We start from the raw sequence: 13,636 nt of genomic DNA, 5'->3' as shown, positions 1-13,636 counted from the left end.
GGGTCGGAGCGTGGGAGACCCTTCGACTTCGCTCTGGGTGACAGCCTGGGAGAGCATGGCGCGAGGAGTAGGAATGGAGAGCAGGATTAAGCTCCCCCAAAAAAAGTTGGAGAGTTCGAGAGGGTGAGAGTAAGAGAGTAAGAGGGTTGAAGATAAAAGAGCGTAAGACGCCTGGTGATGGAAGAATAAAAAAGGAAATAGTAAGAGTGTTGAAAGGTGCTTTAAAAGAAACGTTTGATTAATAACTTATAGGTATAGTATCCTAATAAGCATCCAATGGTATCTGCTACGATATCCAGTGTTTCCATAGATCTGCCCAATCCCATTTCTTCCTGCAGAATTTCGGTAAGGAACGCATAGAGAAGTATGATCTGAAAAAAGTAAGAGAATTTTATTTTGGGGAATGCGGCAATGAAAGAGAAACCCAAGGCTGCAAATATACTCAGATGCAATACCTTGTCAATACCGCTGAACATGAACCAGTATTCATGATTTTCTTCTCCTGGTTTGAGAAGCATATAAGTAAGAAATGCCCAATAAATGGGCAGTATCTTACTAAATATTTTTGAAATCTTATCCAATGATCGCTTTGTAATCATCCGCAGAAAGTAATTCTGACTGGTCTGCCCCATCGGCAATTTCCAATTTGATGATCCATCCGTCTCCATAAGGATCTGTATTTAACAGTTCAGGCTGATCTTCTAATTCTGAATTAAACTCGATAACCTTTCCTGCGATAGGTAAGAACAGATCCGAAACAGTTTTTACTGCTTCTACACTTCCGAAAACGTCTCCTCCATTAAGATCATCATCTACAGTATCTACATCAACGTAAACGATGTCTCCAAGTTCTCCTTGTGCGAAGTCTGTAATACCGATTGTAGCTACATTACCTTCGATCTTGATCCATTCGTGATCTTTCGTGTACTTTAATTCTGATGGTGTATTCATTTTTAAATTTTTATTTTGTACAAATGTATTCAAAATTCTAAAAGGTTCAAAGCATAAATAAGTAACTTGAAGAAATTTCGAATGAAAATAAAAAATCGCTGCTAGTGCAGCGATTTAACGAGAAAGGTTATTTTTTAATGATCTTATTAGGATAGCTTTTGCCTGTTGAGTCTATAAGTGTTACCATATAGATACCTGCAGGATATTGAGACAAATTGACCTCAGTAGTATTCAATGATGATACTTCTTTGGTTATTATCTTTTTGGCATCTATAGAATATACTTCTAGTGTCTTGAATTTTTTACCATTAAAATCAATATTCAGTATATCTTTGGTAGGGTTTGGATATAGTTTCACGGCCCTATCAATAATAGACTCCTGGTTTAAGTTACCATCATTTAGTACAATTTCTCCGTAATATGGTTTATTCCCAAATTTCCCTATGGTCTGCTTAAGGTATAGCGTTTCATTTGGTGTTTCTGTAGTTTTAGGATTAAGCATATCATCAAAGGTCAGAGAGCATGCAGGAATATCTGCAGGCAGCGGAGCTTGTGCTTTTGCCGTAAATTCTATCCCGCTAGTAGCAGAAACACTAAAGCCTGGTTTCATTACCACAGAATATTTCCCATGTATAGTCACACTCTTATACCCTGTCAACTGTTGTGTTTTATTATCTAAAATTACGGTTTTAGTATCGTATGTTGTGGTATTAAAATCATATCCTAAGTTAGGAGATCTAAATAAAAAAATGTTTAAGTTGGTCCCAGCTAAATTTCTAAACTCTTCTCTACCATTAACAACAACACCCGAACTAAAATAGGGGTTATCCAATTTTTTTGGACGATGATATGCTGATGAATAAAAAACCTCATCATTATAAGTTGTATATGGATGTGCTAAATAATCAACTTCTCTTATACTGAACATTCTTCGTTTAATATCATTACCTTCTTTATAATCATCACTTATTATATATTGATCATTAAATCCACCAACCTCGCTCCATTTAAGCAAAGTGGCTTTATCCTTAATCCAATTTCCATTACTATTTTTTTTGAAATTCATATAGCTATAGTTGGGGTATTCTCCTCCTGGTGAGGGTTTCCACGGGAATTTACTTAACTTAATAATCTGATTATTTTTCATAATAAAATGAGATCCATAACCAAAATATATTGTTTTAAAGTCGTCAGACGTCGTAATGTGAGAAGAACTGGCAGAATTATTGGATAAATCTAATTGCATAAGCTCAAAAGATCCTACTCCATTACCATTTCTGTAAACTATATTATATAAATCATTAGATCTTTCAAATATGAATAAAGGATCATAAAGGTAATTTGTAGCAGGAGCGGATAAAAATTGATTTGACAATGATGCTCTTAAATTAAAAGCCGGTGAATTTGAAACAAAATTATAGATATCAATTTTATTTTGTCCAGACGGTTGTATAAAAACCTTATTTCCAATAATTTTTGTAAATACACCAGAAGTTCCATTTGCTATTGGAGTTGTCTCCATTAACCAGCTACCATTCTGTTCATTATAAAAACAAGAATATATTTTATTAACGAGGTTTGAATTTTCCCTTACTGACAACATTAAACGTCCGTTATCAAAATCATAATATTTAAAAATAGTAAGATTCTGCTGATTATAAAAAAGGGTTTTATAATTCTCATATATAAGTTCATTATTTATTATTTTATAAGATTGAATTTCAAATGTTTTGTATATAGCACCTGATGTATTTCTTCTCCATTCTTCAATAAGGATATGAACTCTATTGTCACTAACCCCTACAACATCTACCACAAAGCTAAAAACCTGACCATTAGAACCAGGGTTCTTTATTGTTATTTTTGCAGGTTTTATATACTTTATTTTATTACAATCTATTACTTTGTATATCCCCCAAAGCTGCAAATTAGGCAAGAAATTATTTATATTAAATTCATATATATCATATATATTCTCGCTCATGGCAAATGTATTTTTATTAGGTGCCATGACTGATCTATAATAATTAAAATTTTCATCTACCTGCTGCTGGTAATTACCGGAGCCATTAAATTCTTTCAAATATATTTTTTTACCCCATGTATTAGCTGGATGAACTTTTTCTCCATTTACGTCTATTGGCTCTTCTTGCCAATTCGTTGGCTGAGGATTGCCTCCTCCTGGAGTATTGCCATCAATTGGCGCACCAATTTGAATATTGTAGCCTGTAGGACAATAAGGTCCTATAGATTGCACGTTTGTTCCATTTGGGTTAAGCCATGGAGACATTGTGTAATAGTTATTTGAAAACCTTGAATAATAGGTATAATATGTAGGACCTGTAGCATTATAAATATTTGGATTATTACAATTAAAAATGTTCGGATCAGGACCTGTTGACAAAGATCCTATTAACCTATCAAAACTGTTAAATAACGGGGATCCTGATGATCCTTTTTCCACAATACCATTTCTCCATGAATTTTGTAAGAATGTTCCATCTGTGCTTTGAAGATGTGGAACACTATATCCATTAAATAATATTGGATTACTACCCATTACCGGATATAATTCCTGAACCATAGATATTTTTTTAACATCACCTTTGGGGTGGTGAACTGAGTATGCATTAGTAGGATTTACTGAATAAGCATTAGGATTATTATCCCATCCTGCATAGCAAACTTTATATTGGGCTAAGAGACTTGGTGTTATCTTAAGTTTTATTAATGCATAGTCGAAAGATGTGTAAGGACTTTGTGTTAACAAAGTACAACCAAAAACTGAGGTATTGGATAATGAAGAGGGAGCATCTGCTCCATTACTAGTACAAGATAAAGCTTCATAATTAAATAAAGTAATAAGTTCCGTACTCCAATTGATATTATTATTTGCCGCTTCATACCCGATACAATGTGCAGCTGTCAAAAAATAAGGTTCTCCATTTTGGGCTGTATTGTTCATTAGGTTTCCCGAGCAAGTTGCTGAATAAGTATGTGTATTTGTTCCCGATTGATATATGGGATATAACATTAAGCCTACAGATTTTATATTTCTTGATCTATTCTCACTAGGACTAAATACACATGCTACATTCTTATGACAATTACCTGCCGCACCATATACGCCACTATAAAAATCTGTAAAAGAATGGATCACCTTTTCGGTTGTTAATAAAGGTTTTTCACTACTATCTACAGAGTAGGAAAGCTCAATATAAAATGTGTTTCCAGGAATTGGCTGTGTTCCAAATTCAAGACCTTTATTTGAGGTATCAGGATTATTTTTATTATTAAACTCTCCTAGAATAAACCCATTTTCTGCATACAGGAAAAGCTTACTATTTTCTGGTAAAAGATATTTCTTAAAATAGATTTGTAGTGCTTTAGCATCTGATGACGTAACCTTATATAAATAATAATACCTTCCATCATACTCAATTCTATTGCTATCATCCGTTATATTAATTTCTTTATAAAAGGTTTTCCCATAGATATTTTGATTCGCATATGCTTCATCTGTTAAATTAGAAACCTCATCTATTATTCCTTGATTACTAAATCCTTTTGTTTCGAATGTCTTAATATTTTGTTTAAGTTGTAACAAAGGAATAATCTCACCGAGAGAGTTCTTATATTCTTCTCTGGTTGTAATACGTCGTTCGGAAACTAATTTTTCATACAAAAATGGGTACCCGTTATCTCCTACCTGAGATTTTACAAAATTCAAGCAGAATAAAAAAAATATAATTAAATATTTCATCATTTGCTTTTATGTGTTTTTTTCAGTTCTTCAATTTCTTCTGCCTGCTTTTTCAATTGCTTATTTTGTTCAATTACATACAGGGTCAATTCTTCTATCTTCTGTAAAAGCTTAATCTGAAACTCTCCTACATTTACCCCTTCTTTTTCCATTTCCTTGGCAGAAGCAATTTCAGGAAGGTGCTTTTTCTCTTTGATATGTTTCTCAATATTTTCTAATGTTGGTAGATTATAATTTTCATCAAATACAAAATCAGCAGTTGGAGTTAGTGTTACTTTGAGTTCTTTAGCTTCCAACTTACCTTGTAATAAAGCATTTCCTGTAGGAGAAATTTTCATTATTTCCGGCATGGAGACAGGTAAATCTATCGCTATTTGTTGAGAAGTTGAAGCCAATAATCTGAAACCTTCATTATCAAGTGTAATTGCTGTTTTTACAAAGTTTCCTTCTCCACTGCTTGAAAGCCATCCTACATTCGCTCCATTTGCTTTTACTCCATAACTCATATAAGAGGACCCGGTGCTCCGTAATGCTCCCCAATTATTTATTGAGCCACTTGCATAGGGTATAGAAAAAGCATTAATCCCTGTCACAGAATCGCCGGCTCCTGCCATAATAGTCCCCGCTACATGAAGCTTACTTAAAGGAGCCACCGTTCCTATTCCAACATATCCGTTACTATCATTAATAACAAGTTTGGGATTTGTATAATCTCCTTTAGAAACAATCCATTGACTACCATGCAAATCACCAAAAAACCACCCATTATCCCCATTCAGGTATTGGGTTTGAATCCCCCGGATAAACCCTCCATCGTTAGTACTTCTTTTTAAATACAGAATAGGAGAAGGATTCTGAATAGTTATTTCAGAAAATGTTTGAGCCTGTTGTGAAAAGGCCAATGATGAAACCAATAAGGCCATCGAGAATAATTTTGTTTTCATAAATTTAAATTAATTTTAAAGTACAAATTTAACATTTTAAAAGCAGCTAAATCACGATTAAAAGAATTATAATGACTCTTTTCTATAATTGCTGATTTTGACTTAATTTTATCCAAAAATAATTACCAAAAGCGACAAAATATGTCGTATTAAAAACTTATTTTATAATATATAAAACAATATCCCTTTCTTTCAAAAGGGATATTGTTTTTATGGATTTATTATTTTTAGAATCCACCTCCTGAATCTCCGAATGTAAATGTGGCTGAAATACCTGCTCTTACTGTAGACAGCGGGAATGCTGTGGAGATCTTGTATTTTGAGGTCATCTGTTCGTAGAACACTCTCAGATTCAGATTCTCGGAAACATTGTAGTCTGCTGAAAGTTTAATGTTCATCAATCTTTGTCCTCCGGTAACCTGAGCATCATTCAGCAGAATATTCATAATAGATGTTTTGCTATCTCTTAATGAAATATCTCCTCTGATGTTAAGGTCACTTCCTTTTCCTCTTGTTCCCCTTCCCCGGATATTGGCTGTTCCTAATCTGAAGTTTCGGACAATATATCCAAGCCTTACTACATATTCTGTATTGGCATCTTCGGTAAGCGTCTGGTTGACTAATCCCAGTACCATCATTCTGGTTTTGTTATACTGTATCCCGAACTGCATATTGTTTCTCATGGTAACATCTATCCCGATAAGCGGTGAGAATGATTCTACATATCCCACCTGTGCGAATGTATACGGGTTAATTTTATCACCTCCATCTTTGACCACATTACCTGCATTATCTACTGTCTGATAATATCCGTTCGGGTTACCGTGATAATCTACGTTACTCTGAATACCTGTTGCCGTATAGGTGGCGGTATAGGCATGTAAGATATCAAACTTCGTGAACTGCCCGCTGATCATCGGGATATTTTTCAATCCGGAATAGGTAATTCTCCAGTTTGGTAACGGGAATCCTGATTTTTTAGGATTGCCCATAGGCGTCACTGATTTTCCTTCCATCGCTGCTCTAAAGGCAGGAATCAATACATAGGCATTTCCAATGCTGTAATGCTTAGCAAATCCGTTGTTATCCAATACTGCTCCCGGATCTCCCAGTTGTTGAGAAAGAGCTCTCGCATTTTCTCTGATCGCCTGGTAAACTGCCTGCCCATCTTTAAATGATGTGCTAAGAAGCATCGTCGTATTGGAATACGTTGTCATCTCACTAGCAAATGTAAAGTCAGGATCAGAAACCCCACCATTGATATAGTTAAATCCTGTATGTGAGAAGTTACTGTTAAAGGTATGCAACACATTAAGATCTACTCTTAAATCGTTCATTGGCATCACCTGTAGGTCGGCTCTCAATTCTTTGGTCGACATTCTTACATAAGGATCTGTCATGTATTTAGAATCACTAACCCATCCATTTTCCATTACTGTTCTTCTGATGTCAGCCTGTGATCCTAAAAGGAATCCTAGAGTTGGGCCACCCAGTGTCTGTCCAGATCCATACCAGTTTGGAGCTGATATTAGTCCCGGAAGTACTGTTCCATTCGTTTCGTTATAACTTACGTTTAACTGTTTGAAAGAAGTTAAGAAGAATGCAGCACTTTGAAGTGGAGTAAGCTTATTCTTAAATTTATATTTCTTATATCTGTATCTGTTTTTCTCCCACTGTTTGGCATACACATTATTCAGAGAGTCCATCTCCTGTTTGCGTTTCTGAAGTTTGGCATTTATATTCTTGAAATAGCTAAACTGCCCAAAAAACTTAGGAAGATCTGCTGAAGCTGTTGCCTGAATCACATTGGTATTCTGGCCCACAGATCCTAAACTTGTTGTTTTATTATTGTTGTTAGGATCCACAAATCCAGTCAACGAAGTAGATCTCGCTGCCCAGTTATAAGTAAATCCATATCCTACTTCTGCATCTATGAAATCCAGATAAGGCAGATACTGGAATGGCAGTTTATAATTCAGCTGCGCTCTGTGGTTGTACAATACCGGTCTTCCTGCTCTGAATACATTTCCGAAAATCGATTTGCTGTCCATCGAATTTACATCCAGATTGTCATTCAACGTTCTGGTTGCGGAGTTGATCTCCAGTTTTAATGATTTTGTGAAATTAAACCCTAAACCATACTGCCATCCAAAGAAGAAGTTTCTGTTTCTGATGGCATCGAAATTACTGTTCATATCACCATTAAGGATTGCTTCCACATTTCTGAACTCAAGCTCGTTGTAGTTTCTGTCGATTTCAGTTCTGAAAGAGATTCTTGTAGGAATTGGATTAATATTGAATTCTTTTACCCATCTCAGATATTTTGTAGACTTTGCCGTATCGCTGATCATCTTGTTGAAAGGCTTAAGTACCCACGGTTTAAAGGTGTAGTTATAATCAATATATCCTCTCAGATACTGTCTGTAATTTCTCTTGGTATAGATATCTCTGAAATAGTCATCGTTATATACTGCCGTTACTGAAACGTTTTCAATATCATAAAACTTAGGCTTTTTATTTGGGTTTACTCTTTCTTTGTGCATGTTAACCACTCCTATACTTCTCTGCTGGGTATACGTTCTCGCTACTTTTTTCAGCTGATCTTTATTTGGTGCCTTGCTGAACTCCACATCGGTATCCAGAGGATTGTACTTTGGATCTTCAATCGTCTGCGAGTAAGAATAGTTTAAAGGAATTTTCACCCCTGTTTTTTCCGGAAGGAATTTATCTACATTGATCGCAGTATTGATACTGAATGCGGATTGAGTAGACTGTGTTCTTTCTGCAGGCTTTGAATCGATATTCCCGAAACCAACTGATGTATAAGAGGCATTGGCATTTACTGTTGCAAGGTCTCCCATATTAAAGTTTAAGCTGGCATTTCCTGCATATCCCCCATCATTTTCTATTTCAGAAAGACGGATTTCGTTAACCCAAAGAACTCTTGTTATGGTAGAGTTTGTTCTTGGATCTGCATTTCTTACCCCAATCATAATGGTGGTAATATTTCCTAAACTTGGTCTCCCTTTAATATAAATATTTTTATAAGGTTCCTGATAGACAAGATCCATTGTTCTATTCGTGATTGCAACACCAGATTTGTCTCTTCTGATTTTAGCATCTACAAAGTTCTGAACATCAAAATCGACCTCATTTTCCATTGGCCAGATCTCCATAGGAGCTGTAGCAGTTGTAGAAGTAAGCTTCATTGTAGATTCATATTCATAATAGTTATCAGTGGCATCACTTCCAAAACGAATAAAGAATTTTGTCTTAGGATCATACGATCCTACATTCAGATCTCTGTTTTCCGGATCATGAGCGTGTACAAACAGCTTCAGCTTTTTGTACCTTCTCATATCCAATGTTGTATTTTTGAATACTCCTCTTGCCTCAGTTTTAAGCTCTTTCACTTTCATGTAAAGTGACGCCTCATTCTGTCTCTGCGCTCCTGCATTTCCACTCAATACCTGTCTGTCAATTCCCGGAGGCAATACATATGGAGGCTGGTTCAATGCATTTTCTTCAATATTTACACTTCCTATTTCAAAATTAGGATCTGTTACAGTTCCCGTTCCTTCGTCGGAATTTGGAACATTTGCACTGGCAATTTTGCTGGTATATTTTCTCCAGTCTGATCTTACAAGATCCATTGTTCCGAATCTTAAGGTAGAGGTCTGATCAAATCCTGCCAGCATTAATCTTGCAAACCTTACATTATTCAATACAGATGGATCCGCTGTCCCTTCAGCTTTATCATAATTCGCCACAGGGATTCTAAACAGGTACCATTTAACATCTGCAGACTGTCCGTTCTGGAATGTTGCTTTTACTGTTTTTACATCTACAATATTATTCGACCCAAGTGACAAACTTGGCTGGTCAAGCTTTATAACATATTGGTTATAGTTTTCAGTCTGATCCAGGTTGTAATCTTTGTTGATATCTTCAGCATCCGGAGTTTGCGAAGCTACATTCAGAGAGTTTGCTTCTGAGTTTCCTTCAGGGTTTCTGAAATATTTATAACGTTCCACCACTGAAGCAGCCTGACTTCCTGTAAATTTATCAGAAAGATAGAATACGAAGTCATCCACTGCAGGGTCAGCAATATTGGTTACCGGGTTTACAAATGTATTTCCGAATCTCATCGCTTCCTGATCAGAAGTAAGACCATCATATCCGGCATCCTGTACTTTTCTATCCTCTCCTTCTGTAGAGAATGCATATAAGATTGGCGGCTGTTTTGGCTGTACTCCCCAGTTTGAGTTGGTTGTAGAAGATGGTGTACCTGGCGTTGGAAGCCCGTTTTCATACTGCATTTTTCCATCTTTCAATACATCTTCTGAAACGTTTCCTAAATGAAGTAAAAGTTTTGGATCAGTACCCAGGGTTTTACCATCTGCGTAAGGGTCCATCATCCAGAATTCAACGTATTCAATGTTTGAAGTAACAAAGTTCGGAACGCTGATTGATCTCATAATTCCCGCCCATCTGCTTTGCGCCTGCTCTGTTAAAGGGTTAACATTATAAGGTCCTTTTTCTTTAGGGAAATAAGAGATATCAAAAGTATTGGTGAAAGTTTGTTCTCCTGCTACGAAATCTCTGTTATTATAAATCTCCGAATATTGTACTCTTCTGGAAGCGTGATTGGATACAGACTGCGGTGTAATTCCTGCAGGTGCTTTTCCTCCGACACCCCAAAATCTAGGGTCAATATTATACCATGTTAATAGTCCTCTTCCATATCCGCTTGTTAGATCATCATTACCAGGTACTGTGTTAAATGGCGGTAATTTATTTTTTTCCGGTTTTGAAGCAAGGCTCCACGCTGCCGGTTCTTTTAATGATATTTTAGAAGTGGTTTGTTCAAAATCATCAATGTAAGACTGATTATTTGTCCCTTTATTCAAGCCAGGTAATAAGTATGCCGCTTCCATCTTGAAGTTTAAGTTGGATGGAGCTTCGGTTTTTACCATCGGAAGTTTATTGGTAAGTCTTGTCAGATAAGGAGCCTGATTGTTGTACATCAGGTTGATCCCTGCCATGGTATTGTTTACCGCTTCCTGCCCGAAGTTTACTTTCTGAGTTAATGGAGATTCTGAGTAATTGATCACCGTTCCTCCTAAGATAAAGTTTTCACTAAATCTTCTTTCTAAATTTAATCCTAAGAATCTTTTTCTTTGGGTATTAAATGTCAATTGGTTTTCCAGTGAAATATTGATTGCCTGTCCGGACTGTTTTACATTTTCATTAATGATCGTAACTGTACCAAGCATATAGTCTACCGTATAGTCTACACCTTCTGTAAGCTGTACTCCATTTGCAGCTACTTTTACTGATCCCTGAGGAACGTTTACTGCACCTAAAGATATACCCTGACCCTGAACACCTTTATAACGGCCTTCCATGGTATACCTCTGTGAAAGGTTACTGGCGGACGCTTGTAGTTTTTGTTTGGTATAAAGATCCTGAAAAACATATTGAGGATCACTTGTCCCTAATTTTGACTCCAGATATTTACCGAAAGGCTGCACTTTGGTAAAGATAACTCTTCCTGTTTCAGGTCTGATAGTAATCCCATTAACAAAGTCGAAAATACCATCTCCTTTGCTTCCGTCTTTATTATTCTGTATATCGCCGTTCATATTCAGACGGTCCCAGTTAAATAACTTCAGTAAATTCTGATCTTTTACAGAAGTGTCCGGAAGATAGTTTACTTTACCTCCAGTTTTTGGATCTCGGTAATATACGTTAAGGATAAAGCCATCCGGAGATACCTGTCCTGCATCCATAGAATAGATATTTTTCATCATCAGATCCCACATCGGAGACTGAGTGTTCACTTTATTATTTACTCTCAATACCTTGGTGACCAGTACAGGGCTTTCTTCAGAAAATTCTCCTACTTTGTATACTTTATTACTGCCGTTAACCGTATAAGAGTAGGAAACGGCTAAAAGCTGCTGGTCATTAAGTTTCTGATTCAATGAAATATATCCCAACTGCGGCTGGAAGGTAAATTCATTACTGTTCAGCTTTCTGGCTTTTGTATTGTAAATGAATTGTTCTCCGTTATCGTAAGGAACGGGATCTCCAGGAAGCACCTGCCCCTGGAAAATAGTTCCATAGTTCTTACCTGCTTCTCTTGTTCCGGCTATTTTTGATACTTCATCATATAATCCGTTCAGTGAGTTATCCGGCAGCGTTACTCCGCCAGGGCCTTCGCCCAGATCCCTGATCCCGATGATACTTTTCTGGTAAGCCAGGTTACTGTTTCCCTGATCCAATACCCAGACTTCCATTCTGGTAATATTGATCGTGGAATTGATCTGCGGATAATTAAGCAGGGCATCATCATATTTGTTCAGGAAATAATGTCCTATAAAAAAGTGCTGGTTTTCTTCATAGTCAATGGCATTGATTTTAAAATTGTTCATCACACCACCTCCCTGTACTACAATATTACGAGCCTCTCCCTGTTGCTGGGAAAGGACTACCGTTCCAAATGTTTTTCCTAACTGGAATTCTGTTTTTACCCCGAACAGTGATTGTGAACCACGGATAAGATTGGTTGAAAGCGGCATATTTACATTACCAAATTCAACTCTTTTGATGATTTTATCTTCTCCTCCTTCGTTAGGTTTATCTACATCTCCAAGACCTTTACTCTGAAGATCTTTCCAGCTTCCTTTGGCCTGCCATACAAGGTTCATTCTGTTTTCAAAAGCAAAGCCGCTCTGGGTATCATAATTGGCTTTTAACTGAAGATTTTCCCCTACTTTCCCTAATAACCCAAGCTGAATTCTCTGATCGATATCAAAGGTAAAACTGGTCCTGTTCTGAGGCAGGATCATTGGGTTATCTATTTTCTGGTAAAGTCCTGCAAAATCCAGCGATGCGTATCCTGAAGGGATAATTTCAATTTTGTTGCCTCCGAAAATCGTCTCAAAAAGTTTGTTATTAATTAACAATGAAGGAATTAGCCCCTTCTTCCTTGCATCAGATTTGTCTTTTCTGAAGAGAAGATTATATTTATCGGATTTCTCCTTATAATAAGCTTTTGTCTGGCTGGCGAGCATATATTCTTTATACTCTTCCGGAGACATGGCTGTAGGAGGACCTGTGATGGTATTTCCAATTTTAGGATATACATAGTACATCCCGGTTTTTATGTCGTAATAGGCTTCATACCTCGTAGGGTCGGCCACTTCATATTGTTTTCTTATGATCGCTGTATCTTTCTGTGCCTGTGCAAAAGCACTTACAGACATACACAGGAAAGACAGGAACAAAAATATGTTAAGATGCTTACTATTTGCCACCAAATGTTAAATGTTTTTTAAGATTTGTTTCACCAATTCTTCTACCGAGATGTTTGGATTTTGTTTTATGATTTTATCCGCAATCTTCTCGCTCGTTCGTTTAGGAATGCCTAAAACTTCTAATGCAGATAACGATTCTTCCTTGATTTTATTATCCGCCATCACAGAAATGTTAGCGTTTGGATCACTGTATTTCTGTACTTTATCTTTAAGATCTACGATAATCCTTTCGGCAGTTTTTGCACCAATTCCCTTTGCTTTTTGAATCAATGCACTGTTTCGGGAAAGGATCGCAGAAGCAATCTCATCAAGGCTCAATGTTGACAACAGAATCAATGCTGAAACGGCTCCTACTCCATTAACGCTTATTAACAGATTGAACATTTCTTTTTCTGAACGTGTGTTAAATCCAAAGAGAAGATGAGCATCTTCACGAATGATCTGCTGAATAAATAAAAAGGTCTGCTGATTCAAAACCAGCCTCTGTGAGGTCATCAAACTGATTCCCACGTAGTAACCAACTCCCTGAACATTGATAACAGCGTAAGTAGGCGTAAGTTCTTGAACAGTGCCTTGTAAAGAAAATATCATTATTAATTTTTAAAACTCCCAAATATAGCAATTTAAACTAATTAATGTTTTCATTTGATGTAGGA

At 36.4% G+C, this 13,636-nt stretch carries 6 protein-coding genes; all 6 read right to left on the bottom strand.

Going from position 1 to position 13,636, the window contains the following annotated elements; genetic code table 11:
• Positions 1 to 221 precede the first annotated feature (221 nt).
• Positions 222 to 599, bottom strand: a complete 378-nt coding sequence (locus C8D70_RS16930; protein ID WP_083688884.1) for a VanZ family protein — start codon at positions 597 to 599, stop codon at positions 222 to 224.
• On the bottom strand, positions 574 to 951 hold the full coding sequence (gcvH, locus tag C8D70_RS16925) for a glycine cleavage system protein GcvH (RefSeq protein ID WP_034695881.1): 378 nt from the start codon (positions 949 to 951) through the stop codon (positions 574 to 576). Before gcvH ends, C8D70_RS16930 begins: the two co-directional genes overlap by 26 nt.
• 127 nt (positions 952 to 1,078) lie before the next feature.
• Positions 1,079 to 4,717 (bottom strand): trypsin-like serine peptidase, encoded by a 3,639-nt coding sequence (locus C8D70_RS16920; RefSeq protein ID WP_110368088.1) that lies wholly within the window; start codon positions 4,715 to 4,717, stop codon positions 1,079 to 1,081.
• Entirely contained in the window at positions 4,714 to 5,658 is a 945-nt protein-coding gene (locus C8D70_RS21125) for a hypothetical protein (RefSeq protein ID WP_228408053.1), read from the bottom strand. The genes C8D70_RS16920 and C8D70_RS21125 overlap by 4 nt, the downstream gene beginning before the upstream one ends.
• Positions 5,659 to 5,885: 227 nt before the next feature.
• Positions 5,886 to 12,929, bottom strand: coding sequence for a cell surface protein SprA (gene sprA, locus C8D70_RS16910; RefSeq protein ID WP_110368087.1), 7,044 nt, complete (start codon positions 12,927 to 12,929; stop codon positions 5,886 to 5,888).
• A gap of 57 nt (positions 12,930 to 12,986) precedes the next feature.
• A complete protein-coding gene (gene ruvA / locus C8D70_RS16905; RefSeq protein WP_110368086.1) occupies positions 12,987 to 13,571 on the bottom strand; it encodes a Holliday junction branch migration protein RuvA in 585 nt (194 codons plus the stop codon).
• Positions 13,572 to 13,636 lie beyond the last annotated feature (65 nt).

It is taken from the genome of Chryseobacterium sp. CBTAP 102 (genome assembly GCF_003201365.1).
GTDB lineage: Bacteria > Bacteroidota > Bacteroidia > Flavobacteriales > Weeksellaceae > Chryseobacterium > Chryseobacterium candidae.
The sequence above is the reverse complement of the archived record's forward strand: the minus strand, read 5'-3'. Positions and strand labels throughout refer to the sequence as shown.

What these genes read in the sequence shown, in the direction of transcription:
- C8D70_RS16930 (WP_083688884.1), bottom strand. Translation starts at nt 599, where the DNA reads ATGATTACAAAGCGATCATTGGATAAGATTTCAAAAATATTTAGTAAG.
- C8D70_RS21125 (WP_228408053.1), bottom strand. Translation starts at nt 5,658, where the DNA reads ATGAAAACAAAATTATTCTCGATGGCCTTATTGGTTTCATCATTGGCC.
- gcvH (WP_034695881.1), bottom strand. Translation starts at nt 951, where the DNA reads ATGAATACACCATCAGAATTAAAGTACACGAAAGATCACGAATGGATC.
- C8D70_RS16920 (WP_110368088.1), bottom strand. Translation starts at nt 4,717, where the DNA reads ATGATGAAATATTTAATTATATTTTTTTTATTCTGCTTGAATTTTGTA.
- ruvA (WP_110368086.1), bottom strand. Translation starts at nt 13,571, where the DNA reads ATGATATTTTCTTTACAAGGCACTGTTCAAGAACTTACGCCTACTTAC.
- sprA (WP_110368087.1), bottom strand. Translation starts at nt 12,929, where the DNA reads ATGTCTGTAAGTGCTTTTGCACAGGCACAGAAAGATACAGCGATCATA.